Source organism: Streptomyces sp. NPDC104307 (assembly GCF_055584045.1).
On sequence record NZ_JBVJMU010000004.1, the window covers coordinates 300,615 to 325,598 of the forward strand.

Sequence of the window (24,984 nt, forward strand, 5' to 3'; positions counted from 1 at the left end):
TACGTCCGCCGACGCGCGACGCCGTGCTCAGAAGTTCGGCACGCAGTCGGTGCAGGTGGTGCGGAACTTGGCGATGTGCACGGCCTGACGGTCCGTGATCATGCGCTCGACGAGACGCGGCAGCAGCATCACCGGCGCGGGCGTCGACGTGGTGGTCGTCTTCGGAGTGGGGAGTGGAGCTGTCTGCATGGATTCCTCCTGCTTGCTGGATAGCGCGAGAGAAAAGGCCAAACAACTTTCGACTTGTGCGCGAACAGGTCAACACACGGCGAGTTGGCCTGTCAATGTCAAAACGGCCGAGTTGACCTCTCAACTACGCCTGTTTTCAATAAGGTTGATGATCCGGCCGGTTGGCGAAATCCGGTCAGTTGACGAAGACCAGGGATTCCGCCTCCTCGACGATCTTCTCCGGTACAGGAGGATTCGTGAGGGTGCCTGCGTAGCGCTCGGCGTCGGGGTCCGCCGCGCGGTAGGCGCGGTCGACGGCGTCCGAGACGTCGTAGCGCGTGGTCCTGAGGCGGACGTCGGGGCCCAGCAGTGCCCAGTACGCGGTGCCCGGCTCGGCCGCGTGGTAGGGCAGCCCGACGCTTCCCGGGTTGACGCTGCGCAGTCCGGCCACCGTCCGGTCGAACTGGAGGTGCGAGTGGCCGGTGACCAGGACCCGCGCGTCGAGGGTGGCGGACAGTCGGGCGAACCGCTCGGGCGGTGTGCCCGGCGTGACCAGTTCGTGGTCGCTGCGCGGTGAGCCGTGGCAGAAGTGCACCGGGCCGAGCCCGTCGACCTCGACCACGACTCCGAAGGGCACCCGGGTGAGGAAGCCGATGGCCTCGGGCGAGTGCCGGTCGGCGATCCACGACTGGCGGGGTGTGTCGGCCGCGCGGGCGCCGGTGCCGATCTCGGCGGCGTACCGGTCGGCGTTGCCCCGCACGCACAGGGCGCGCTCCCCCAGCGCGAGGATCCGCTCGTACGTCTCCTGCGGCTGCGGGCCCCAGGTCAGGTCACCGCAGAGGACGATGAGATCGGCCGCCGCGACGTCGGGCTCGGCGAGCACGGCTTCGAACGCGGGGATGTTCGCGTGGATGTCGGAGAGCACGGCGACCCGGGCCACCGGCCCGTGCCGGCGCACCGGTCCTTCCCAGCTCGCCGGACCGTGCAGGGTGACGTCTTCCGTCGTGGAGTCGTCCATCGGGGGCGGGCCTTTCGTTGCGGTGCTTGGTGCGGGGCGGAGCGCTCGGTGGTCAGTGGTCCAGGGCGACGGCGGCGGGTGCGGGGACACGGGCGGACCGTGTGCCCGCGGGGGTGGTCGCGCCCTGCGTGGGCCCGGTGGCCCGGGGATGGTTCAGGCGGGTGCCGGGAGGGGGTCCGATCAGGGCCGTGCCCTCGGACGGCAGCCCCTCGACCAGGTGCGCGGCGATCACTATGCGGTCCCACAACGCGAGTCCGCCCTGCCCCGCGGCCAGTTCGCCGACCCGGGCGAGGGCCCCGGCGGAGTCGGCCCGCGCCGGCCGGGCGGAGCCGGGTGCCGGGGCCAGGGGGTGGGCCGGATGCGCGGCGCAGAGCCGGCGCGCAGCGGCGACCACCCCGGCGGTCCGCGCGGGCGACGGCTCGCCCGCCAGCATCGTCAGCACCTCGTTCCGGTGGCTGTGGGGCACCAGGACGCCGACCTCCCGGACGAGATCGGCGGGATCGTCCGGCGCGTGCAGGAAATTGAGACACATCAGCTCGCAGCCGAGCGCGCCGCGCAGAGTGACGCCGTCCGTGTCCCGGTTCTTGGACGACCCCTTCAACTCGCTGAGCCGTTGGGCCGCGGACATACCCGTCTCCCGCGGACCGCGGGTGTCGCGCACGGCGACGAAGAGGCAGGGCGGCCCGGACTCCAGGATCATGTCCACGGCCCGGATGACCGCCAGGGGCGCGGCGTTGATCTGGTAGCGCCACAGCTCGCGGCAGACCCGTGCGTCGACCCGGACCTCGCGTGCGCCGAGCGGCAGGAAACCGTGGCCGGCCAGCAGATCGAGGGCGGGCTCGATACGGCGCCCGACCACCGCGTCGGGCTTGAACATGACGAAGGTGGTTCCGCCGAGTGTCCGGCCGGTCTCCTCCGCGTCCCGCTCGTCCAGCAAAGCGGCCATCTCCCGGAAGTAGACGTCGTCCGGATACGTTCGACGCCGTGCCGGATCGTGCGTGAAGGGGGCCTGCAACCACTGCTCGACGGCCATGTTCCTCCGGCTCTCCACTCGGTCGGGGCCCGTGCGTCAACCCCGCGTTTTCCGGCCAACTAGGCTGTATGAAGAGGTAGTTGCGCCATTGCCAATGCTGCATTCAGGGCAATACGCTGAGGCTAACGTCCACGACCGAACACATCAAGGAGGGTCCCATGAGCGTCGCCTTCAAGAAGGTTACGGTCCGCCCGAAGCCGGGCAAGTAAACGACCGGTCGGAGCAGACGTGGATGCGGCCAGGATTCGGATTTCCGGACATCCTGACCGCGTCTTCCGTCGCCCGCCCCTGGAATTCCCCTATTCGCCTCTCGTTGCCCTTGGCGCCCTAGTGGCCCTTTTCGGCCGGAGAACACGCCAACCGGGGCGGAGTCCGCGTTGACTGAAGCACCAACTGGGCACGCGGTCACGACCGACACGGTCCTCGCCCTGCTCGACGCCGCGCCCGGATCCGACCGGGACTCTCTGCTGCGTACGGCCCGTGACGGCCGGCACAAGCTCGCCGGAACCCTGCTGAGCCTCTGGGCCGTCGGCGGCGAGGAACTCACGGACGATCAGGCGGCCGAGCTGCGGACGGCACGGGAGCGCGTCGACCGGTACCGCCGGGTCTGGGAAGAGCTTCAGGAACACGCGCCCGACGCCTTCCCCTTGAAGGGGGCGACGATCGCCGCCCTCTACCCGCCGGGTGTGCTCCGCTCGGCCGGCGACCTCGACGTCATCTGTCCACGCCACGCCGACCTGTGGGCCTGTGCCCGCCATCTGCTCGCCTGCGGCTGGGAGTTGGTGGCCTTCACCGTGGGGCCCGCCCACCCCGGCGACACCGTCTCCCCCCACCTGGGCGCGGAGTTCCGCAAGCCGGCGCCCGACACGTCCCAGGACCCGTACGCCGTCGGCCTGTTCACCGCCGAGATCGTGACGGACGTCCACGGCCCCGCCCGGCAGCTCGCGCGCCCGCCCGGCTCCGCGTGGACCACGAGCGCGGTCGCCCTGGTGGCGGAACGGTGGGAACGCCCATTCCGCTCACGTGACTTGCTCGACCTGGTGCTCCTTCTCCAGGCCATGGACGAAGAGGCCGTACGGCAGTTCGGCGCCGACCTCGACAGGGTCGGCCTGTGGCCGGAGTGGCGGCAGGCGATGCGGGGCGTCGCCCGTCTCGGCTGGCGGCCCACGGTCGCACTGCCGCACACCCGTGCGGCGGCGATGCGCATACGGCTGGCGCGGTCGGTGCGCACGGCGGTGCGCTGGAGCAACCCGGTGCGGGCGGCCGCGTTCGCCGCGCAGTCCGGCATCGAGGGCCGCGGGGGGCGCCCGGCCGCCCTCGCCTCCGACCTCGTGCACCGCCGGCCCGGCGCGCGCCGGCTGCTCGCCTCAGGGGTGCCTTTGTTCGGGGTGCCGCTGGGGGGCGGGGACACGGCCGGGGATACGGGTTCGAACCCTCCTGCGGGTGCCCGCCCGGACGACCCCGCCGGTGCCCGTCCGCCGGCGGCCGAGCCCGTCGACGGGCTGCGCCTGGACGGGCTGCGCTTGGACGACGTCGGCCGCCATCTGGTCGCGCGGACCCCGCTGGGTTCCTTCCTACTGGTGTCGGGTGCCGCCCGGCAGGAATGGCTGGACGAGGTGGACGGCGCGGAATCCGCACCCCGCACCGCTTCCGCCCCGACCGGGCCGTCCAGCACCGGCACCTCTTCGTCCGGACGATCGGTAGCGTGATGCGCGACAGCGGCAATCGACCTGACGGCGTGCGACTCGCCGTTGACGCCCGCGGGCTGCGGCGGGAGTACCACGTGCGGCGCGGCCCGGCGGTCACCGCCCTGGACGACGTGTCGATCCAGGTGGAACAGGGCGAGGTGCACGGACTGCTCGGTCCGAACGGGGCCGGCAAGAGCACCCTGATGAAGATCCTCTCGACAGTGCTGCTGCCGACGTCGGGAAGCGCGTCCGTGCTCGGCCACGACCTGGTGACCGAGTACCGCAGGATCCGGCCACTGCTGGGGATCGTCTTCGGCGGTGAACGCGGCCTCTACCCACGACTGACGGCTCGTCAGAACATGCGCTACTGGGCCGCGTTGTACGGCATGTCCACGAAGAAGGGCCTGGCCAGGACGGACACCCTGCTCGACGAACTCGGCCTGGCCGAGCGCGCCGACGACCGGGTGGAGACCTTCTCTGTCGGCATGCGCCAGCGACTGCACCTGGCCCGCGGGATCGTCGGCGACCCGCGCGTCCTGCTGCTCGACGAGCCGACCAACGGCCTGGACCCCTTGGCCGCCCGTCAGTTGCGTGAGCTGATCCAGCGGCTCGCCGGGGAGGGCCGCACGATCCTCCTCGCCACGCACGACCTGGCCGAGGCGGAGGTGCTCTGCGACCGGGTCACGATGATCAACCACGGCCGGGTGATCGCGACGGAGGCGCCGAAGACGCTGTCGCGCCTGATGTCGCGACAGGAGCGTGTCCGCGTCCGCGCGGACGCCGGACTGCTCGACCGGGTGCGCGCCCTCGACGGTGTCCTCGGCGTGGAGCCGGCCGACGACGGCACGGCGGTCGTCTCCGTCGAGAGCCAGCAGGCCCTCGGCGCCGTGCTCGCCTTCGTGGTCGCCGAGGGCGTCACCGACGTACGCACCGAGCTGCCCGGCCTCGAAGAGGTCTACCTTCGACTCGTCCACCGCAACGAGCAGCGCAGCGTGGTGAACCGGTGAGCCTGCTGGCCGCGACCGGGCGCTTCCAGGGCCGCCTGGTGCTGACCCACCGCGACTACCTCATCGACCTGGTGCGCACCCCGCTGCTCGCCGCCGTGTTCCTGCTGCTGATACGGCACAACGACCGGCCGGACCTCCTCGCGTACGGGCTGCTCGCGCCGGTGCTGATGGGGGTGTGGAGCATGGCCATGCTGATCTCCGGAGAGGTTGTCGACAGCGACCGCTGGCTCGGCACCCTGGAACTCCAGATAGCGGCGCCGGCCGGCTTCGCCCGCGTGGTGCTCAGCAGGGTCTGGGTGACCACGGCCATCAGTCTGCTGACGGTGGTCGAGGTCGGCGCGGTGGCGGTCCTCGGCTTCGGCATCGTTCCCGACGTACCGCACCCGTTCGTCTTCCTGGTGGGCCTGCTCGCCACCGCGGTCGCCACCGCCGGGTCGGCGACCCTGATGGCCGCCCTGTTTGTGGCGACGCGCACCGCGCGGACCTTCCAGAACTCGCTGAGTTATCCGGTACTGCTGCTCGGCGGGGTGTTCACCCCGCTCGACCGGCTGCCGGAGTGGACGCACCCGATCGGCAGGCTCCTTTACCTCTCCTGGAGTTCCGATCTGCTGCGCGACGCGCTTGACCCGGCCCCGGTCACCTCGACCTCGGCGGCCTGGCGGACCGGCGTCGTCCTCGGCCTCGGGCTCCTCACCGGGATCGGCGGCCGGCTGCTGCTCGGCAGGGTCGTCCGGCTGGTACGGGAGACGGGGACGGTGGGGCTGGCATGACCACGATCACCTCGGCGGGCGACGGCACCCCCGACACGACCGGTCCGGGCCGCCGTCTCCAGGTGCTCGGCTGGGCGGCACGCGCCGGAATCGCCGACTACGCCACCGTCTTCACCTGGAAGACCTGGGTGCTCGGCTGGTTCGTACGGATGCTCGCCCAGATGCTGTTCTTCACCACCATCGGCGACCTGCTGGGGCCCGGGCAGGCCCGGTACCTGCTGATCGGCAACGCGGTGGCACTGGTCGCGCTGCACGGCGTCTTCGCGACGGCGTCAACGACATGGGAGTTGCAGAACGGCACCCTGCCCCTGCTGGTCGCCTCGCCCAGCAGTCCCTCCCTGGTTCTCGTGGGGCGGAGCCTGTTCTGGCTTCCGGACGGCGTCGCCTGCGGCCTGGGCGGGATACTCCTCCTCGCCCCGGTGGCGGACCTGCGGCTGACCGTGGCACGGGTCGCCCTGCTCGCGGTTCTCCTCGTCCTCGTCGCGGTGACGAGCTACTGCCTCGGCCTGTTCCTGGGTTCGCTGGTGCTGACCGCTTCGGACCTGCGCAACGTGGCGTCCAACGGCGCGTTCACGGTGATGATGATCGTCTGCGGCGCCGAGGTCCCGGTGCAGGCCGTCGGCCCCGTGCTCGGCCGGCTCGGCGACGTCCTGCCGCTGACCCACGGCCTCCTCGCGATCCGCGAGGTACTGGCCGGGCGAGCGGGCCCCCACACCGCCGCGCTCGCGGCCTGGGAGGCACTGGTCGGGGCCTGCTGGCTCGCCGCGGCCCTCGCGTCACTCACGTGGCGGGCCCGCCGCAGCCGCCGCGACGGGACAGCCCTGTTCCTGAGCTGACCGGCCGGGCCGCCCAACTCGCGCAACGTACGCGGGCGGTGGCGGCACGGTGGGGATCCAGTACACGGTCACCGCCCCTGCCCGGTCACCGGCGATACGCAGCCCGGTACGGTCGCACACCACGGTGAGGAAGGAGCCGGGAAGACGCATCGCCACCCAGGCGTGGGCGTCGGCCTTGTTCCCGGGGACGGGGCGGGCTGAGGCGATCACCAGGCGGCTGTCCGCGTCGATGATGACCTGCACGTTCGCCGAGAACCGATAGTTATGGGAGGACGCGGCGACCATACGGTCACGGACCGGGACAAGGGTTCCGTCCACGATCCACAACCGTTCGACATCCGCGACCGGCCGCGGCGCCGGCTCCAGCGCGAGAAGCGGCCGCAGGCGATGGATGACCCGGCAGACAGTGGCCGGGGAGATCCCGAAGAGCGGGGCGAGCTGGCGCATTGTGAGGTTGGTCCGGTAGTAGACGGCCACCAGAAGAACCCGGTCCGCCAGCGGCAGGCACCAAGGGCGCCCTCCACCAGGCCCGTCCCCTCCCCGCTCCCGTACCACCTTCACCAACTTCTCGAACCGGCCCATCCGCAAGCCAGTGAACGTCTCCACCCACAACGACTCAGCCCGCAACACCCCACCCATACAAGATGAATGCCCTCACTCAGGCGTTCTGCAACAACCTTTAGCGCGGTTCGGCTCAGTCACTTGCCTTGACCTGGTCGGCCCCTGTGCCAACTAACCTCGGTATGTGCCAACTAGAGACGGTGGTCGCACCCGCTCAGCGCCGTACGCGCGGCATCCCGAGGCCGATCCACGAGATGATCTCGCGCTGGATCTCGTTGTTGCCCCCGCCGAAGGTGAAGATGACGGCGGAGCGGTATCCGCGTTCGAGTTCGCCGTGCAGGACGGCGCCGGCCGAGCCCTCCTTGAGCGGGCCGGCCGAGCCGACGACCTCCATGAGCCAGGCGTAGGCGTCACGGCGTGCCTCCGAGCCGTAGACCTTGACGGCGGAGGCGTCCTGCGGGGTGAGGGTGTTGTGCTGGACGGCCGAAACCATCTGCCAGTTGAGCAGCTTCATGGCGTCGAGGCGGGTGTGGGTGCGGGCGAGGCGGGCGCGGACCCAGCCGAGGTCGATGACGCGGCGGCCGTCGGCCAGCCGGGTCTCCGCGGCCCAGCGGCGGACGTTGTGCAGGGCGCGGATGGCCATGGTGCCGTGGGCGGCGAGGGTGACGCGTTCGTGGTTGAGCTGGTTGGTGATGAGCCGCCAGCCCTTGTTCTCCTCGCCGACCCGGCGGGATAGGGGGACGCGGATGTTCTCGTAGTAGCTCGCGGTGGTGTCGTGCGAGGCGAGGGTGTTGATCAGGGTGCAGGAGTAGCCGGGGTCCGTCGTCGGGACCAGCAGCATGGTGATGCCCTTGTGCGGCGGCGCGTCCGGGTCGGTGCGGGCGGCGAGCCAGACCCAGTCGGCGGTGTCGCCGTTGGTCGTCCAGATCTTCTGCCCGTTGACGACGTACGTGTCGCCTTCGCGCACCGCCCGGGTCTTCAGGGCCGCGAGGTCGGTGCCCGCGTCGGGTTCGCTGTAGCCGATCGCGAAGTCGAGCTCCCCGGCGAGCACCTTGGGCAGGAAGTAGGTCTTCTGCTCGTCGGTGCCGAACTGCATGATCGTGGGGCCGACGGTGTTGAGGGCCATCAGCGGCAGCGGGACGCCGGCCTGCGCGGCCTCGTCGAAGAAGATGAACTGCTCCATCGGTGACAGGCCGCGTCCGCCGTACTCCGTGGGCCAGCCGACGCCGAGCCAGCCGTCGGCCCCCAGGCGTCGGATGGTGTCCCGGTAGAAGCGCTTCTGCTCCGCGGGGTCGGCGTAACGCGCGTAGGCGTTGTCGGGGACCAGCGCGGCGAAGTACGCGCGCAGTTCGGCGCGCAACTGCTGCTGCTCAGGCGTGTATTCGAGGTGCACGGCCCCTCCAGGAGTCTCGCGTTCGCGTCGCCCGTGTGCGGCGGCGCACACAGTAGAACGTGTTGCAAGAATCCGGAAGGGGCACGGAGCCCCAGCGGCCGGGCGTCAGCGTTTGACGGCGCGCAGCACCACGAACTTGGGGTCGCCCGCCACGGTGGTGCAGTTGCCGAACGTACGGCGCAGCTGGGTGTGGTAGCCGAGGTGCCGGTTGCCCACGACCCACAGCTCGCCGCCCTGGCGCAGCGCGGCACGCGCCCCGTGGAACATGTTCCGGGCGGTGGCGTCCGTGGTGGCCTGGTGCGAGTGGAACGGCGGGTTGTTGAGGATCAGGTCGACGCTCGCGGGCGCGGTGCCCGCCAGCCCGTCCCCGACGACGAAGCGGGCCTCGGCGCCGGCGTCGGTATTGGCCCGGAAGGTCTCCTCGGCCGAGGCGACCGCCTGGTACGACTCGTCGATGAAGGTGAGCTCGGCCTCTGGGTTGCTGAGTGCGGCGGACAGCCCGAGGACGCCGTTTCCGCAGCCGAGGTCGACGACCCGTTCCGGGCCACTGCGCACCGGCAGGTGCTTCAGGAAGAAGCGGGTGCCGATGTCGAGCCGCTCCGCGCAGAAGATCCCGGCGTGGTTGGTGACGGTCCGCCCCGCGACGGCCCCGACGTCGTCGGGCAGCTCGTAGCGGTGGGGCCACGGGCTGCTCGCGCGGACCGGGGCCTGGTCCGGTGTGCAGTGGATGAGCCGGGCCTTCTTGACCGCGAGAGAGGTGCGGGTGGGGCCGATGATGCGCTCGAACAGCTTGAGGGTGGAGGTGTGGATCTCCTTCACCATCCCGGTGCCGATGACGACGGTCCCGGGGTGGACGGCGGGCGCGAGCCGGTGCAGCTGGTCCTCCAGGAGCGCGAGGCTCTTGGGTACCCGTACGAGCAGGACGTCGACGCGTTCCGGCGGGGTGTCACGCGCGGACAGCAGCTGTACGGCGTCCGCGCCGGCCCCGTTGCGTTCCAGGTTCGCCGCCGTCGCCCGCTGCGCGAGGTAGGAGTCGGTGATCTGTACCGGCCGGTGGCCGGCCAATACCGTGCTCAGCGCGCCCCAGCGGTCACCGACCACGACGACACTGCCGGACAGGTCGACCGGACTCGCCCCGTCGATCCCCTCCAGGTGCCGCAGCAGGTATTCGTCGGCCGCGTCCCAGGCGCGGAAGGGGTCGCGGGGGTCCTCGGGGAATCGGGCGAGGTCGTAACCGGCCCCTGACGTCGTCAAACGGTTCATATAGCGTTCAGGCTAACCGAGCGGCGGGAGACACCCGAACACTTCCGGCCGCCAGGAGGGCGGCGCGACAGCCGCCGCGCCGCCCGGCCGCGGCTACGGCAGCTGCTTGTCGATCGCCGACCGGCCCTCCCTGGCCAGCCTGCGCCGCGCCCACTCAAGGGTCTGCGGGGTCAGGTCCCGCCCGGAGGCGAGCACCAGGTCCTCGGGCGACGGATCATCGCTCGCGCCGGTGTGCAGGAGACTGTCGGGGGTCACGCCCCGTAGCGCGGATGGGTCCGCTCGCAGCGGTGCGGATACGGATTCGGGCTCGTCGCTCATGCCGCCTCCTCGTCCTTGCGGCAATTCTCGCCCCGCGCCGACGGGGGCGCATCCGATGCCCGGCCGCTGCGTCCGCCCGGCCCGGCACCGGCCCTCACTTGACCTGCACATGATAGGTACGCAGCGTTCACACCCGGGTCACGGTGCGTGTGGAAGGCTCCCGCTGACCACCCATCACACGACCACCGCGGCAGCCGCCCCCCACCCTGCGCCGGCGCCGCGGTGCCCGTATTTCCGGAGAGGACACCCCACATGTCCCGTCGTCACCTTTCCTGCCGGCGCCCACTGCTGGCCACTCTCGCCGCCTTCGCGGTGCTCACCGGCACCGCGGCCGCCGCACCGGCCGGTTCCCCGCCGGCTCCGGCGACTGCCACCACCCCGCTCCGCGCGCTGGACGACACGTACTACCAGGACGCGCTGGGCAAGACCGGCACCGCGCTCAAGGGTGCCCTGCACACGATCATCAGCGACCAGTCCACGCTCACCTACAGCCAGGTCTGGGACGCGCTCAAGGACACCGACGAGGACCCGTCGAACTCCTCGAACGTGATCCTCCTCTACTCCGGAATCTCCGAGCCCAAGAGCGACAACGGCGGCGGCACCGGCCAGTGGAACCGGGAGCACGTCTGGGCCAAGTCCCACGGCGACTTCGGCACGGCCACCGGTCCCGGCACCGATATCCACCACCTGCGCCCGGAGGACGTGTCGGTCAACTCCGTCCGCGGCAACAAGGACTTCGACAACGGCGGCAGCGAGGTGAGCGGGGCGCCCGGCAACTACACCGACGGCGACTCCTTCGAACCGCGCGACGCCGTCAAGGGCGACGTCGCCCGCATGATCCTCTACATGGCCGTGCGGTACGAGGGCGACGACTCCTTCGCCGACCTCGAACCCAACGACCAGGTGTCGAACGGCTCCGCCCCGAACATCGGCAGGCTCTCCGTACTGAAGGCGTGGAGCCAGGAGGACCCGCCGGACACCTTCGAGAAGCGGCGCAACGACGTCATATTCGACCAGTACCAGCACAACCGGAACCCGTTCGTCGACCACCCGGAATGGGTGGACGCCATCTGGTAGGCCGCCGGCCGGCGTGACGGGGGCGGGCCGGGTCTCAGCCGGTCCGCCCCCGCGCGCACCACTCCACAGCGTCCTCGCGGGAGACGAAGCACCGGGGAGCCCCGGCGGGGGCGCCCTGTCCCGCGAGACGGCCCGCCGGGTCCACCACGGCGGCGCGCCGGCCGCCCGCCGTGAGCCGGGCCAGTCCGCCGTTCAGCATCGTCCGGGCCGCCCTGTCGATGTCCGTCACCCGGCGCAGATCCAGCACCACGGCCGCCGTGTTCCCCGGGCCCGACTCGTCCAGGGCGAACAGCACCCGCTCGGCCGCGGTGAAGTCCAGCGCGCCCTGGGCCGCGACGACCGCCACCCGCTCACGGCGGGCGCGCTCCCGCTCCCCCGCCGGCGCGGAGGGCAGATCGTCGGCCGTGGTGACCAGGGTGACGGTGGAGCCCGCCAGGGCCGGGTTGTGCATGAGGTGCAGTCCGAAACGCTCGGAGAGCGCGCCGAGCGCCAGCTGTCCCCGCACGGAGGTTCCGGCCGGGTCGAGGAGCGGGCTGTACGCCGCGAGCCCGAACCGGGCCGGTCCGGCGGCGATCAGACCGCCGGACACCCCGCTCTTGGCCGGCAGCCCCACCCGGAGCAGCCAGTCGCCCGAGGCGTTGTACATCCCGCAGGTCGCCATCACCGCCAGGACGTGCGCGGCGACGGGCTCCGGCACCACCGCGTCCCCGGTGACCGGCTGGACTCCCCCGTTGGCCAGGGTCGCCGCCATCGCGGCCAGGTCCAGCGCCGTGACCCGTACCGCGCACTGGCGGAAGTACGTCTCCACGGCCGCCACCGGGTCCACGGGCAGCGGGCCCGCGCTGCGGATCAGGTACGCGAGGGCGCGGTTGCGGTCGCCGGTGAGCGCCTCGGAGGCGTACACCTGCTCGTCGACGTCCAGCCGCCGGCCGGCGAAGCGGCTCAGGAAGTCGAGGATCCGGTCGAACCTGGGGGCGTCCCGGGTGTCGGGGACCAGCGCGGTGGTGACGATGGCGCCGGCGTTGACCATGGCGTTGGCGGGACGTCCGGTGCCCGGTTCCAGGCTGATGGCGTTGAACGCCTCGCCGCTGGGCTCCGCGCCGACCCAGCGGCCCACCTCGTCGAGCCCCAGCGCGGACAGGGCCAGGGCGTAGACGAACGGTTTCGAGACGGACTGGGCGGTGAACGGCACCTCGACGTCACCGGTGCTGTAGCGGTGGCCGTCCATGCTGATCAGGGCCAGTCCGAAGGCGTCGGGGTCGGCCAGCGCCAGCTGCGGGATGTAGTCGGCGAGCTTTCCGTCGCGCAGACCGCCGAACCGGGTGTGCAGTTCGTGCAAGGCGTCCGTGACCGCCTCTGCGGCGTTCACCGGCCGGCCGTCAGCCGCGCTCGGCCTGCGCGATCCGTGGGAACGTCTTGACGCCCGCGGCCTTGCGGCTGTTGGCGTGCTGGCTGACGGTGCGGCCGGGCGGGGCGTCCGCGAAGCCGAGCACCACCGAGTCCAGGACCTTGCCGGAGGAGTCGGTGAAGTCGACCTTGACCGCGTAGAAGGCGGCCTTGTCGGTCGGGTTGGTCACGCGGACGAGGGCGCTGCGGAACTGCTCGGAGGGCTTGACCGCGAGGCCGTTGACGGAGACGTCCTTGGCCGCGTTGCCCTTGCCCTTCACACCCTTCAGCGTGCTGACGGCCTTCTGCCGGTTGCGCTCCACCTCCGCGGACACCGAGGCCGCGAACTCCTGCTGGGTGCGCTGGCTCTCCGAGGCGCGTGGGGAGCTCTTCGGCTCCGCCGACACCGTACGGGTGCTCCTGGCGGTCCCCCGCGAAGAGGTGTCGGAGCTGTCGCAGGCGGCGACGGAGGCGACGATCACCGCGGCCAGCACGGCGGGGGTCAGGCTGCGGGCGGCACGGCGGCCGATGGCGCGCCGCACGGGGCTGGACTGGTTCACGGACGCTCCGTCTGCTCGGAAGTACGAGGGAAGGGCCGGCTCTCGCTCCCGCGCTCCAGGGTGAGCGTGGACATCACGCACATCCTGGAATCGGGAACATCAATTCGCCCATATTAGGATCAAAAGGTATGAATTGACTCGTCGAATCACCCGCTCAGCACCGCAGTACGCCAAGTCCCCGGGAGGGAACAGATGGACACGGATGCCCTGACCGCCGGCCTCTTGCAGGAGCTCCGGGCGGCCAAGCCCTATCCCGCCCTGTCCCTGACCATGCCGACCCACCGGCGCGCGCCCGACAACGCGCAGGACTCCGTCCGGCTGCGCAACCTGGTCGCCGCCGCGGGAAACCGGCTCGACGCCGATCCCCGGGTCGGCCGGGAGACCCGGGCCGCCGTCAAGCAGCAGCTCGACCGGGCGGTCGCGGAGATCGATCCGCGCCGGGCCCTGGACTCGCTGGTGGTCCTCGCAACGGCGGACGAGTACCAGATCTGGCAGCTCCCCCGCACCGCACCCGAACGAGTGGTGTTGAGCGACACCTACCTCACCCGCAACCTGGTCGCCGCCAAGGCGCAGGCCCGGCCGTTCTGGGCGCTCACCGTCTCCGCCGACCACGCGGCCCTGTTCAGCGGCACCGGGGACGCGGCGCACGAGGAGCGGATCGGCGGCTTCCCGCTGACAGCTCCGCACGAGCCGCCCAACCCGCAGCGCGAGGAGCGGATCGGGGACACCCCGAGCACCTTCAGCGACGAGGACACCCGCCAGTTCCTGCGGACGGTGGACGAGAAGCTGCGCGGGGTCCTGGCCACGGATCCGCGCCCGCTGTACCTGGTCGGCCTCGCTCCCGCGCTGGCGATGCTGGACGAGGTCGGTGAGAGCACCGGGGCGGCGGTCGGACGGGTGACCAAGGGCGCTCCCGCCGACACCACGCCCGGCGACCTGCTGACCGAACTGCGTCCGGCGCTGGAGGCCCGGCAGAAGCGGTTCGCCGCCGAGATCGACGGCAGGCTGGACGAGGCGCGCGGCCGTCACGCCTTCGCCGGCGGTCTCGACGAGGTGTGGGCCGCCGTACGGGAGGCGCGCGCCGGGCTGGTGGCCGTGGAGGAGCACTACCAGCAGACGGTCCGGGTGGCCGAGGAGCACCTTGAGCCGGTCAGCGCGGACGCCCTGGACCCGGCGGACGAGCAGATCCGCGAGGACATCGTCGACGAGCTGGTCGAGGCGGCGCTGGACAGCGGCGCGGAGGTGGTGTTCGTCGCGGACGACTCGCTCAGGGAGCACGGGCGGATCGCGGCGGCGCTGCGCTACTGAACGTCGCACGGCAGGGGCCCGGACGGTCGTCCGTCCGGGCCCCTGCCGTGCGCGGCTGCCGTCCTCAGCCCTCCCAGGTCCAGTCGGCGACCTCGGGCAGGTCTGTGCCGTGCTCGCGGATCCAGGCGTGGTGACGGGTACGGGTGTCGGACATCGCCTGACGCACCGCCACGGCACGGACGCCGAGGCCCGGTACCCGGTCGATGACGTCCATGACCAGCCGGTAGCGGTCCAGGTCGTTGCGGACCACCATGTCGAACGGCGTGGTGGTCGTGCCCTCCTCCTTGTAACCGCGTACGTGCAGTTGGGCGTGGCCGGTGCGGCGGTAGGCCAGTCGGTGGATCAGCCAGGGATAGCCGTGGTACGCGAAGATCACCGGCTTGTCGCGGGTGAAGAGCGCGTCGTACTCGGACTCTGGCATCCCGTGCGGATGCTCGTCGTGCGGCATGAGCCGGGCCATGTCGACGACGTTCACCACCCGAACCGCCAGCTCGGGCAGGTGGCGCCGGAGCAGGGCGGCCGCCGCCAGGACCTCCAGGGTGGGGACGTCCCCGGCGCAGGCGAGCACCACATCGGGTTCGCGGCTGCCGTCGTCCGTACCCGCCCACTCCCAGGTCCCGGCGCCACGTGCGCAGTGTGCACGGGCCTGGTCGAGGGTGAGCCAGTCGAAGCTGGGCTGCTTTCCGGCCACGATCACGTTGACGTAGTCACGGCTGCGCAGCGCGTGGTCTGCCACGGACAGCAGCGTGTTGGCGTCCGGGGGCAGGTAGACGCGGACGACCTCGGGGCTCTTGTTGAGGATGTGGTCGACGAAGCCCGGGTCCTGGTGCGAGAAGCCGTTGTGGTCCTGCCGCCAGACGTGCGAGGTGAGGAGGTAGTTGAGGGAGGCGATGGGGCGGCGCCACGGCAGCCGGCGCGAGGTCCGCAGCCATTTGATGTGCTGGTTGACCATCGAGTCGACGATGTGGGCGAACGCCTCGTAGCAGGAGAACAGTCCGTGCCTGCCGGTGAGCAGATAGCCCTCCAGCCAGCCCTGGCACAGGTGCTCGGAGAGGACCTCCATGACGCGGCCGTCCCGGGCCAGGTGCTCGTCGGTGGGCAGCGTCCCGGCCTGCCAGGCCTTTCCGGTGGCCTCGTAGAGGGCGTCGAGCCGGTTCGAGGCCGTCTCGTCGGGGCCGACGACCCGGAAGTCCCTGCGGTCTGCGGTGGCCGCCATCACGGCTTCCAGAAGTCCGCCCAGGACCCGGGTCGGTTCGTGCAGGACGGTACCGGGCCGGTCCACCTCGACCGCGTACGCGTCGAGCGGCGGGACGGGCAGGTCGCGCAGGAGCAGGCCGCCGTTGGCGTACGGGGTGGAGCCGAGCCGGTCCTGGCCTGCGGGCACACAGGCGAGGACCTGCTCCGAGGGGCGTCCTTCGGCGTCGAAGAGCTCCTCCGGCCGGTAGGAACGCAGCCACGCCTCCAGCTGGCGCAGGTGGGCCGGGTTGTCTCGGACTCCGGGCAGCGGGACCTGGTGGGCCCGCCAGGTGCCTTCGACGGGCAGCCCGTCGACCTCGGCGGGGCCGGTCCAGCCCTTCGGGGTGCGCAGCACGATCATGGGCCAGCGCGGGCGGTCGGTGTCGCCGCCGGTCCGGGCGGCCTGCTGGAGCTCTCCGATGCGGTCGACGGCCCGGTCCATCGCGGCGGCCATCGCCCGGTGCACGGTGAGCGGGTCGTCGCCGGAGACGAACAGCGGTTCGTGTCCGTAGCCGCGCAGCAGGGCGTCCAGCTCCTCCTCGGGGAGGCGCGCGAGCACCGTCGGGTTGGCGATCTTGTAGCCGTTGAGGTGGAGGACCGGCAGGACGGCCCCGTCGTGGACCGGATCGAGGAACTTGTTGGCGTGCCAGGAGCCGGCGAGCGGCCCGGTCTCCGCCTCCCCGTCACCGATGACGCAGGTGACGAGCAGCTCCGGGTGGTCGAGGGCGGCGCCGTAGGCGTGGGCGAGGGAGTAGCCGAGTTCGCCGCCCTCGTGGATGGAGCCGGGGGTCTCGGGTGCGACGTGGCTGGGCACCCCGCCGGGGAAGGAGAACTGTTTGAACAGCAGGCCCATGCCCGACGCGTCCCTGCTGACGTCGGGGTACGTCTCCGAGTAGCTGCCCTCCAGCCAGGAGTTGGCGAGCACCGCGGGACCGCCGTGGCCGGGGCCCCAGACGCACAGCGCGGGGATGCCGCGTGCGGCGATGACCCGGTTGAGGTGCGTGTACACGAGGTTGAGCCCCGGTGAGGTGCCCCAGTGGCCGAGCAGTCTGGGCTTGATGTGCTCGGGGGCGAGCGGCCGGTTCAGCAGTGGGTTGGCCATCAGGTAGATCTGGCCGACGGCCAAGTAGTTGGCCGCCCGCCAGTGGGCGTCGAGCGCGGAGATCTCTTCGTCGGACGGGCCGGCCGTCGGTGAGGCCGGTGGGGCGTCGCTCATGGTCACCTTCTCAGCGGTCGGAACAGCAGGCAGAACAACGGGCAGGACAAGGCGCGGAACGGCGGGCGGGGACAGGCACGGGGGCCGGGAACGCGGTCACTGCGGCTCGGAGCCGTACCAGACGGTGGTGGCGTTGCAGAACTCGCGGATGCCGTGTCCGGCGAGCTCACGCCCGTAGCCCGAGCGCTTCACGCCGCCGAACGGCAGCGCGGGGTGCGAGGCCGTCATCCCGTTGAAGAAGACGCCGCCCGCCTCCAGATCGCGGACGCAGCGCCGGCTCTCCTCTGCGTCACGGGTCCACACGTTGGAGCTGAGCCCGAACGGGGTGTCGTTGGCGAGCTCCACCGCCTCGTCGAGGCTGTCGACCCGGTAGAGCGTGGCGACGGGACCGAAGGTCTCCTCGCGGTGGATCCGCATGGCGGGCGTGATGCCGGTCAGGACGGTGGGCGCGTAGAACCAGCCGTTCTCCAGGCCGCCGCCCAGCCCCTCGGGCCGGCCACCGCCGCACAGGGCGACGGCGCCCTGCCGTACGGCGTCGTCGACGAGTTCCTCCAGGTCGGTGCGGCCCTGCTCGCTGGAGAGCGGGCCGACGTCGGTGGACTCCTCCAGCGGGTCGCCGACGGTCAGGTCGCGCATGCCCACGGTGAAGCGTTCGGCGAACTCCTCGTACACCTCGGTGTGCACGATGAACCGCTTGGCGGCGATGCAGGACTGGCCGTTGTTCTGGACCCGGGCGGTGACGGCGGTACGGGCGGCCCGCGCGACGTCGGCCGAGGGCAGGACGAGGAACGGGTCGCTGCCGCCCAGCTCCAGGACGGTGTGCTTGACCTCGTCGCCCGCGACCGAGGCCACCGCACGGCCGGCCGGTTCGCTGCCGGTCAGGGTGGCCGCGGCCACCCGGCGGTCGCGCAGGATCGCCTCGACCGCCCCGGAGCCCACCAGCAGGGTCTGGAAGCAGCCTTCGGGGAATCCGGCCCGGCGGAACAGGTCGCCCAGGTAGAGCGCGGTCTGCGGCACGTTCGAGGCGTGCTTCAGCAGCCCGGTGTTGCCCGCCATGAGGGCGGGGGCCGCGAACCGTACGACCTGCCAGAGCGGGAAGTTCCACGGCATCACGGCGAGCACGGTGCCCAGTGGCCGGTAGTGGACGTAGGCACGGGAGGCACCGGAGTCCTCGACATCGGCGGGCGCGGGGTGTTCGTCGGCGAGGAGCTCCTGGGCGTGGGCGGCGTACCAGCGCATGGCCTTCGCGCACTTCGCGGCCTCGGCGCGGGCCGCCTTGACCGGCTTGCCCATCTCCAGGGTCATCGTGCGGGCGATGTCCCGCTGGTCCTCGTCCAGGAGATCGGCGGCCCGGTTCAGCAGCCGGGACCGTTCGGCGAACCCGGTGGTGCGGTATTCCCGGAAGGCGGTGTCCGCCGCGGCGAGCCGCCGCTCGATCTCGTCCGCTTCCAGGGCGTCGAACGTCCTCAGGGTCTCGCCGTTCGCGGGGTTGACCGTCGCGATGGGCATGACTGTGGCCTCCTTGCCTCGGTACTCCGACCGTGCCGCGCCGCGTCCGGTGACGCAACGCGGGCCGGGCACACGCGTACCCGTCCGGCGCGGATCATGCGTGCGGGACGCACGCGATCCGCGCCGGACGGGAGGCGGCGGGGTATCCCGCTCCGTGCCGCGCGCCTCAGACGAGGGCGGGCGCCTGGTCCGGGGCGGGGGTGTCCGTCCCGGCGGGGGCTTCGGCTTCGGCTGCCGGGAAGTCCGTGACCACCGCGGGCGGGCGGCGGAACTCGCGGACGCCGGGCAGCGGCGGGAGCGGCACCAGCGCGATGTGCTGCGGCTCCTGCGCGTACCGGGTGAACCAGACGACCTTGCCCGCCGCGGTCCGGCAGGTGCCCCAGCTGTCGCTGAGGGCCATCACCCGGCTGAGCCCACCGCCTTCGTGGAGCAGCCGGGGCATTTCCGCACCGTTGTCAGCGACGGAGACCGTGAGGTGCCGTCCGGACCAGCGGAGTTCGAGGACACAGGTGTTGTCGTCACCGACGTGCCGCTGGACGTTGGTCAGCAGCTCCTCCACAGCACGGCACACGGGCCGTACGTGAAGTTCGAGACTCCAGTGGCGCAGGTGCGCGGCGATGATCCGCCGCAGCTGGGACACGCGCTCTGCCGAAACCTGGAGTTCGACCAGATAGTGCCGGTCGAGTGGAACGGTCATCGTCGAGGCTCCTCGGATCGAGGCCCACATGCTTCGCCCCGTTGATCTAACGACCCCCGAATGCAAAGAGTGAGCAGATGTCACTTCTGGGTCACTCCTTAGGGTGAGGCGGTAGAGCCGGTTGCGCAACATATCCGGCCGCGCCCCCCGGTGACCGGCGCGTTTGTCTCTGCCGGGGGTACGGGGGCCCGGCGTCAGGGCAGGTGCGGCAGCAGCCGGTCCGGGGTGAGCGGGAGGGTGCGGAACCGGACACCAGTGGCGTGCCGGACGGCGTTGCCGATCGCCGCCGCCGCGCCGACGATGCCGATCTCACCGATGCCCTTGCTGCCCATCGGGTTGAGGTGCGGGTCCTTCTCGTCGATCCAGTGCGCCTCGATGCCGACCGCGTCCGCGCAGGCCGGCACGTGGTAGGAGGCGAGATCGCTCTCGGTGAAGTCCCCGAAGACCGGGTCCATGGTGCTGGACTCAGTCAGCGCCATACCGAGCCCCATGGTCATCCCGCCGATGAACTGGGATCGTGCGGTACGGGAGTTGAGGATCTGTCCGGCGGCGAAGACCCCGAGCATCCGGCGCACCCGGACCTCGCCGGTCCTGCTGTCGACGGCGACCTCCGCGAAGTGCGCCCCGAAGGCGTGCCGGGCGTACGGGGAGTCGGCCGCCGTCTCGCTCCTGGTGTCGGCGGTCACCGTCACTCCCTCCTCGGGCAGCGCCCCGGTGCGCTCACCGAGGCGGCGCGCGAGGCCGGCCGCGGCTTTGTGGACCGACCAGCCCCAGGAGCCGGTGCCGGAGGAACCGCCGGCCAGCGGGGCGTCCGGCAGGTCGCTGTCGCCGATGTCGACGCTCACGTTCTCCACCGGGGTCTCCAGCACGCTCGCGGCGATCTGGGCGAGGACGGTGCGGGCGCCGGTGCCGATGTCGGTGGCGTTGACCGCGATGCGGTACGAGCCGTCGGCCGCCGCGTGGGCCGAGGCGTGGGAGGCGCTCAGGTAGACGGGGTACGTGGCCGAGGCGACGCCCGTACCGAGCAGCAGCGCCCCTTCCCGGCGGACCGCTGGGCGGGGATCGCGGCCGTGCCAGCCGAACCGGTCCGCGCCCTCCCGCAGGCAGTCGGCCAGGCCCCGGCTGCTGAAGGGTTTCCCGGAGTCGGGCTCGTCGGCCGGGTCGTTGCGCAGGCGCAGTTCGACGGGGTCGATGCCCAGGGCGGAGGCGAGTTCGTCCAGGGCCGATTCGAGCGCGTACATGCCGGGGGCCTCGCCCGGGGCGCGCATCCACGACGGGCTCGGGACGTCGAGGGCGGTGACCCGGTGGACGGTGCGGCTGTGCGCCGAGCCGTACATCACCCGGGCCGGTACGGCGGCCTGCTCCACGAACTCCTTGACGGTGGAGGTGTGGGTGACGACCTCGTGGGCGACCGAGGTGAGGGTGCCGTCGGCCTCTGCGCCGAGCCGTACGTGCTGGAAGGTGGGCGCGCGGTGACCGACTACCGCGGGCATGTGGCGCCGGGGCATGGCGAGTTCGACGGGGTGGCCGGTGTGCAGCGCGGCCATGGCGGCGAGCACGGTCTGGGGGCGCGGGGTGCCCTTGGAGCCGAAGCCGCCGCCCACGTGTTCCGAGATGACGGTGATCTGGTCCGGCCGCAGTCCGAACACGGTGGCGAGGCTGTCCCGCACCTTGGTGGCGCCCTGGCTGGAGTCGTGGACGGTGAGATGCCCCTCCGGCGACCAGTGGGCGGTCGTGGCGTGCGGCTCCATGGGGTGGTTGTGCAGGGCGCCGAGCGCGTACGTGGCGTCGATCCGTACCGGCGCGGCGGCGAACGCCCGGTCGAAGTCGCCGCGTTCGCGTACGGCCGGGTAGCCGCCGTTGGCTGTCTCCGGGGTGTAGAGGCCGGGGTGGTCCGCTGTCAGTACGACGTCGTGCGGGGCGCTCTCGTAGGTGATGTACAGCGCCTCCGCACCCGCCCGCGCGCCCTCCAGGGTGTCCGCCACGACGAGGGCGATCTGCCAGCCCCGGTGCGGCACGCGGTCGTGCTGGAGGACGGCGAGGATCGGATCGTCCGGTTCACGGGTCCGCGGCGCGTTCTCGTGGGTGAGGACGGCGCGGACGCCGGGGAGGGCCATCGCCTCCGCGGTGCCGATCGCGGTGACGCGGCCGCGCGGGACGGTGGCGGGCACCGGCCAGGCGTACAGGCAGCCGGGCAGGTGGCGTTCGGCGGAGTAGCGGGCGGCGCCGGTCACCTTGTCCCGGCCCTCGCGGCGGACGACGGGGGCGCCCAGGGGCTGGAGGGTGTCGCTCATGGTGGGAGTCCTCGGCTCTTCAGGGGCGGGCGGCGAGTTCGGCCAGGGCGTCGACGGCCAGCCGGCGGGCCAGGGTGACCTTGAACGCGTTGTCGCGCAGGGGGCGGGCCGCGGCGAGTTCGGCGTCCACCGCGGCTTGGCAGGTCCCGTCGGTGGCGGGCGCGCCGCGGAGGATCTCCTCGGCGGCGCGGGCCCGCCAGGGCCGGTGTGCGAGGCCTCCGAAGGCGAGGGCCGCGTGTTCGGTCCGCCCGTCGCGGACGTGCAGGACGACGGCGACGGAGGCCAGGGCGAAGGCGAAAGAGGCGCGGTCGCGGGCCTTGCGGTAGAGGGAGACCGTGCCGTCGGGCAGCGGCGGCAGGAGGACCTCGGTGATGAGTTCGTCCGGCCTGATCACGGTGTCGGTGGCCGGGTCGTCCCCGGGCAGCCGGTGGAAGCCGGTGGCGGACACGGTCCGTTCGCCGTCCGGCCCGTGCAGTACGACCGTCGCGTCGAGGGCGGCGAGGGCGACCGCCATGTCCGAGGGGTGGGTGGCGACGCACGCGGTGGAGTGGCCGAGGACGGCGAGGTCGCGGTGGGCTCCCTCGCGGGCCGGGCAGCCGCTGCCGGGCTCGCGTTTGTTGCAGGGCTTGGAGGTGTCCTGGAAGTACGGGCAGCGGGTGCGCTGGAGAAGGTTGCCGCCGGTGGTCGCGGTGTTGCGCAGCTGCCCGGAGGCGCCGGCCAGCAACGCCTGCGAGAGGGCGGGATAGCGGGTGCGCACCGCCGGATGGGCGGCCAGGTCGCTGTTGCGTACCGTCCCGCCGATGCGCAGCGCGCCGTCGGCGGATTCCGTGACCCGGTCGAGCGGGAGCCGGCTGACGTCGATGAGCAGCCCGGGGGTCTCGACACCCAGCTTCATCAGGTCGACGAGGTTCGTGCCGCCGCCCAGGAACCGGGCTCCGGGGTGGGCCGCGCTCTCCCGGACCGCCTCGGCCACGGATCGGGCGCGCAGATAGCCGAAGGGTTTCACGGTGCCACGTCCTTGATCGCCTCGACGATGTGCGGGTACGCGCCGCACCGGCACAGGTTGCCGCTCATCCGCTCGTGGATCTCGGCGGCGTCCAGCTGCGCCGGTGCGGTGACGGGCGCGTCGTGCGCGGTCGCGTGGGAGGGGAAGCCCTCGGCCGCCTCGCCCAGCACTCCGACGGCCGAACAGATCTGGCCGGGCGTGCAGTATCCGCACTGGAGCGCGTCACGGTCCAGGAAGGCCTCCTGGAGGGGGTGCAGCCGGTCGCCGTCGGCCAGTCCCTCGATCGTGGTGACGCGGGCGCCGTCGTACGCGACGGCCAGGAGCAGGCAGCTGTTCGCCCGCCGGCCGTCCACCAGGACGGTGCAGGCGCCGCACTGGCCGTGGTCGCAGCCCTTCTTCGTACCGGTCAGGCCCAGGTGGTGGCGGAGCGTGTCCAGGACGGTGGTGCGGTGATCCAGCGTCAGGGTCCGCTCGGTTCCGTTGACGTTCAGGGTCAGTGCGGAGCGGCCGGCGGTCGCCCGCGGGTCTCCTGCGCCGTCCTCCCGTCGGGTGGTGGGATCCACGTGCCGCGGCCTTTCGTTCGGGGTCGGTCTTCGGTGTCCTGCCGAGTCACGTCGCTTCGGCTCGCTTCGGCTCATGTCGCGTCACGCCGCTTCACGGTGTCGCGGGCTGCTTGTTGGCCAGCCGCAGCCGCACTTCCTCCTCCTGGTCGCCGGAGACCGTGCCCACGACCTGGACCGCGAAGGCTCCCGCCAGGCTGTGCCTGAGCCGTTCGACCGCCCAGTAGCCGCCCTGGACATCGACCGTGACGCTCGCGCCGAGCCGTACGGTCCCGGACACGACGCGTTCCTCGGTGACGTCGACGGTCGCGGTCCAGACGGTGGGCCGCTTGCCCGTGACGTCCTGCGGCACGTCGGCCGAGGCCCGGTCGGTGGCGAACGCGGCCCGCAGCACGTCGAAGACCGTGCCGGCGTCGTCCTTCGCGCAACCGCTGAGGACGACCGACACCTCGCCGCCCTGCTGGTTCTCCTCCGTCTGTGCTTCCCGTGTGCTGTTCACCGCGGTTCCTTCCTGAGGGTGTACCTCCAGGCTCTCCCCGCGACCGGGTGTCTGCGAGGCGAGCGGAACCCGCCGCCGCGGGGGCGGGTTCCATGAGGCGACTCGTACCGATCGAAACGCTTTTCACTTTAATATCCACTTAAAACATGAATTCGACCTTCGTGCTGAATGATGACCCGGTCCCGGGGTATCCCGCATGCATGGACGTATCGAATGGAGCCCTGAATTCTCTGGCCCTCACCCTCGCGGACGGTCGGGGAGCGACCGGGGTGGTGATGGCCGTCGTAGGCGTGGTCCTGGTGGCCATGCTGATCGGTGCCGTGTGGCTGGGCAGGCGGCGGCACGCCCAGGAACCACCCCCGCCCCGGCCCGAGGAGCAGCCGGTGGCGCCGGACCACCGCACCCACGTGGAGGAGCCCGACGTCCACGCCGACGACAGCTTCCCGGCCGACGGCCACGGGCTCTCGCCGTACGAGCTCGGTGAGCACCAGGAAGGGACCGCCCGCCGGGAGAACGACGAGAAGCGCGACTGAGACGGGAGGCGCGGGCGGCCGGTCCAGCGCCGCGCGTGTTGCGGGAGCGGGCAGCCGCGGTGAGGCTGGTGAGGGCCCGCAGGCCATCGGCACACATCTGCCGCACACCCCATGAAGGCAGTAGGACCATGACCGCAAGCAGCTCCGGCCCGGCACCCGCTCCCGCGCCTCTGACCGGACCCGCGGCACCGTGCTGGGTCAACCTCATGACCCGGGACCTGGAGTCGGCCCAGGAGTTCTACGGCCCGGTGATGGGCTGGACCTTCCGGCCCGGCAAGCTCGGCCAGGAGTTCTCTGTGGCCCGCCGCGGGGATGTCCCCGTCGCCGGTATCGGCGCGGTGGCGACGACGTTCCGCGTCGCGGTGGCGTGGACGCCCTACTTCGCCGTCGGGGACGCCGATGTGGCCGCTTCCCGGATCCGTGAGCGCAGCGGCACGGTGGCGGTGGGGCCGCTGGCTCTGGGCAAGGGGCGCGGCGCGCTGGCCGCCGACCGCGAGGGGGCGGGGTTCGGCATCTGGGAGCGGACCGAGCCCGCGACGTCGCCGCCCGCGCCGGACGGCCATTCGCACGCCTGGCTGCGGCTCCGCACCAGGAACGCCTTCGACGCCGCGATCTTCTACGGCGGGGTGCTGGACTGGGCGAGCGGACAGCCCGGCTCCTGCGAGGTGTCCTACGCGAAGGACGAGGTCATCGTCACGTGCGGCGGGCGTCAGCTGGCCCGGATCAGCTCGGGCGCGGTCGAGGCGGCCCCCGACCCACTGGTCCGGCCGCACTGGCAGGTCAATTTCCCGGTCCCGGACGTGGCAACCGCCGTCGCGGCGGCGCGGGAGCACGGCGGTTCGCTCGTCGAGGAGCTGTCGCAGCCCGAGGCCAGGGAGGCGACGCTGCTCGACCCGGACGGCGGGCTCTTCACCCTCACGGACGTCCACAACCCCGCCGCGGCCGCCCCGGCGTGACGGACGCCCGCCATGGGGTACGGAACAGCCGTTAGGATCCTGGACACGGCATCGCGCGTCGGTCACCGGCCGGGTGAGGCGTGGAGGTGCCC

General features: G+C 72.0%; 23 protein-coding genes and 1 pseudogene. 8 read left to right on the plus strand and 16 right to left on the minus strand.

Going from position 1 to position 24,984, the window contains the following annotated elements; genetic code table 11:
* Positions 1-27: 27 nt before the first annotated feature.
* The 3 genes from ACZ601_RS14250 to ACZ601_RS14260 all read right to left on the minus strand — a co-directional run bounded on the left by ACZ601_RS14250 (position 28) and on the right by ACZ601_RS14260 (position 2,219).
* Positions 28-189 carry a hypothetical protein gene (locus ACZ601_RS14250; RefSeq protein WP_389218193.1) on the minus strand — a complete coding sequence of 54 codons (162 nt, stop codon included), beginning with the start codon at positions 187-189 and terminating at the stop codon, positions 28-30.
* A 175-nt stretch (positions 190-364) separates the two neighbouring features.
* The gene (locus ACZ601_RS14255) at positions 365-1,186 is read right to left on the minus strand and encodes a metallophosphoesterase family protein (RefSeq protein WP_199884367.1); all 822 of its coding nucleotides are present in this window, start codon (positions 1,184-1,186) and stop codon (positions 365-367) included.
* Between the two features lie 52 nt (positions 1,187-1,238).
* Entirely contained in the window at positions 1,239-2,219 is a 981-nt protein-coding gene (locus ACZ601_RS14260) for a nucleoside-diphosphate kinase (RefSeq protein ID WP_469537139.1), read from the minus strand.
* 377 nt (positions 2,220-2,596) lie between these two features.
* Here ACZ601_RS14260 and ACZ601_RS14265 point away from each other — a divergent pair, with 377 nt between their 5' ends.
* From ACZ601_RS14265 to ACZ601_RS14280, 4 genes are read left to right on the plus strand one after another with little or no spacing between them, the layout of a single operon-like run.
* A complete protein-coding gene (locus ACZ601_RS14265) occupies positions 2,597-3,928 on the plus strand; it encodes a nucleotidyltransferase family protein (RefSeq protein WP_469537142.1) in 1,332 nt (443 codons plus the stop codon).
* A gap of 29 nt (positions 3,929-3,957) precedes the next feature.
* Positions 3,958-4,914, plus strand: coding sequence for an ABC transporter ATP-binding protein (locus ACZ601_RS14270; RefSeq protein ID WP_469537145.1), 957 nt, complete (start codon positions 3,958-3,960; stop codon positions 4,912-4,914).
* A complete protein-coding gene (locus tag ACZ601_RS14275; protein ID WP_469537149.1) occupies positions 4,911-5,684 on the plus strand; it encodes an ABC transporter permease in 774 nt (257 codons plus the stop codon). Before ACZ601_RS14270 ends, ACZ601_RS14275 begins: the two co-directional genes overlap by 4 nt.
* Complete coding sequence (locus ACZ601_RS14280) at positions 5,681-6,520, plus strand: ABC transporter permease (protein WP_469537152.1); 840 nt, start codon at positions 5,681-5,683, stop codon at positions 6,518-6,520. The genes ACZ601_RS14275 and ACZ601_RS14280 overlap by 4 nt, the downstream gene beginning before the upstream one ends.
* A 135-nt stretch (positions 6,521-6,655) precedes the next feature.
* Here the strand turns inward: ACZ601_RS14280 and ACZ601_RS14285 are convergent.
* From ACZ601_RS14285 to ACZ601_RS14300, 4 genes and pseudogenes are all read right to left on the minus strand, one after another.
* Positions 6,656-7,159 (minus strand): annotated as a pseudogene (locus ACZ601_RS14285) (transposase family protein); the annotation flags it as partial.
* Between the two features lie 136 nt (positions 7,160-7,295).
* Positions 7,296-8,474 carry an acyl-CoA dehydrogenase family protein gene (locus tag ACZ601_RS14290; RefSeq protein ID WP_469537154.1) on the minus strand — a complete coding sequence of 393 codons (1,179 nt, stop codon included), beginning with the start codon at positions 8,472-8,474 and terminating at the stop codon, positions 7,296-7,298.
* A 105-nt stretch (positions 8,475-8,579) separates the two neighbouring features.
* Complete coding sequence (locus ACZ601_RS14295; RefSeq protein ID WP_469537156.1) at positions 8,580-9,737, minus strand: methyltransferase; 1,158 nt, start codon at positions 9,735-9,737, stop codon at positions 8,580-8,582.
* Between the two features lie 93 nt (positions 9,738-9,830).
* The gene (locus ACZ601_RS14300; protein WP_024492540.1) at positions 9,831-10,055 is read right to left on the minus strand and encodes a hypothetical protein; all 225 of its coding nucleotides are present in this window, start codon (positions 10,053-10,055) and stop codon (positions 9,831-9,833) included.
* 252 nt (positions 10,056-10,307) lie between these two features.
* Here ACZ601_RS14300 and ACZ601_RS14305 point away from each other — a divergent pair, with 252 nt between their 5' ends.
* Positions 10,308-11,132: an endonuclease I family protein gene (locus ACZ601_RS14305; RefSeq protein ID WP_469537159.1), complete on the plus strand. Its 825-nt coding sequence runs from the start codon at positions 10,308-10,310 to the stop codon at positions 11,130-11,132.
* Between the two features lie 34 nt (positions 11,133-11,166).
* Here ACZ601_RS14305 and glsA read toward each other — a convergent pair whose 3' ends face one another.
* Together glsA and ACZ601_RS14315 are read right to left on the minus strand one after the other, a co-directional pair.
* The gene (gene glsA / locus ACZ601_RS14310) at positions 11,167-12,501 is read right to left on the minus strand and encodes a glutaminase A (RefSeq protein ID WP_469537161.1); all 1,335 of its coding nucleotides are present in this window, start codon (positions 12,499-12,501) and stop codon (positions 11,167-11,169) included.
* Between the two features lie 10 nt (positions 12,502-12,511).
* Positions 12,512-13,078, minus strand: coding sequence for a hypothetical protein (locus ACZ601_RS14315; RefSeq protein ID WP_469537163.1), 567 nt, complete (start codon positions 13,076-13,078; stop codon positions 12,512-12,514).
* Between the two features lie 192 nt (positions 13,079-13,270).
* Here ACZ601_RS14315 and ACZ601_RS14320 point away from each other — a divergent pair, with 192 nt between their 5' ends.
* Complete coding sequence (locus tag ACZ601_RS14320; protein ID WP_469537165.1) at positions 13,271-14,386, plus strand: baeRF3 domain-containing protein; 1,116 nt, start codon at positions 13,271-13,273, stop codon at positions 14,384-14,386.
* A gap of 64 nt (positions 14,387-14,450) precedes the next feature.
* Here ACZ601_RS14320 and ACZ601_RS14325 read toward each other — a convergent pair whose 3' ends face one another.
* The 7 genes from ACZ601_RS14325 to ACZ601_RS14355 form a co-directional block, all read right to left on the minus strand.
* Positions 14,451-16,838 (minus strand): phosphoketolase family protein, encoded by a 2,388-nt coding sequence (locus ACZ601_RS14325; protein WP_469537168.1) that lies wholly within the window; start codon positions 16,836-16,838, stop codon positions 14,451-14,453.
* A gap of 96 nt (positions 16,839-16,934) precedes the next feature.
* Positions 16,935-18,347, minus strand: coding sequence for an NADP-dependent succinic semialdehyde dehydrogenase (locus tag ACZ601_RS14330; RefSeq protein WP_469537170.1), 1,413 nt, complete (start codon positions 18,345-18,347; stop codon positions 16,935-16,937).
* Between the two features lie 166 nt (positions 18,348-18,513).
* Positions 18,514-19,044, minus strand: a complete 531-nt coding sequence (locus ACZ601_RS14335; RefSeq protein WP_469537172.1) for an ATP-binding protein — start codon at positions 19,042-19,044, stop codon at positions 18,514-18,516.
* Between the two features lie 194 nt (positions 19,045-19,238).
* Positions 19,239-21,338, minus strand: a complete 2,100-nt coding sequence (locus ACZ601_RS14340) for a xanthine dehydrogenase family protein molybdopterin-binding subunit (RefSeq protein WP_469537175.1) — start codon at positions 21,336-21,338, stop codon at positions 19,239-19,241.
* A gap of 19 nt (positions 21,339-21,357) precedes the next feature.
* Positions 21,358-22,344, minus strand: coding sequence for an FAD binding domain-containing protein (locus tag ACZ601_RS14345; protein ID WP_469537176.1), 987 nt, complete (start codon positions 22,342-22,344; stop codon positions 21,358-21,360).
* Positions 22,341-22,907 (minus strand): 2Fe-2S iron-sulfur cluster-binding protein, encoded by a 567-nt coding sequence (locus ACZ601_RS14350; RefSeq protein WP_469537179.1) that lies wholly within the window; start codon positions 22,905-22,907, stop codon positions 22,341-22,343. Before ACZ601_RS14350 ends, ACZ601_RS14345 begins: the two co-directional genes overlap by 4 nt.
* Before the next feature lie 91 nt (positions 22,908-22,998).
* Entirely contained in the window at positions 22,999-23,403 is a 405-nt protein-coding gene (locus ACZ601_RS14355; RefSeq protein ID WP_469537181.1) for a hypothetical protein, read from the minus strand.
* Between the two features lie 200 nt (positions 23,404-23,603).
* Between ACZ601_RS14355 and ACZ601_RS14360 the strand changes: the two genes are divergently transcribed.
* Complete coding sequence (locus tag ACZ601_RS14360; protein WP_440573865.1) at positions 23,604-23,936, plus strand: DUF6479 family protein; 333 nt, start codon at positions 23,604-23,606, stop codon at positions 23,934-23,936.
* Between the two features lie 128 nt (positions 23,937-24,064).
* Positions 24,065-24,892: a VOC family protein gene (locus ACZ601_RS14365; protein WP_469537184.1), complete on the plus strand. Its 828-nt coding sequence runs from the start codon at positions 24,065-24,067 to the stop codon at positions 24,890-24,892.
* The last annotated feature ends 92 nt before the right edge of the window (positions 24,893-24,984 follow it).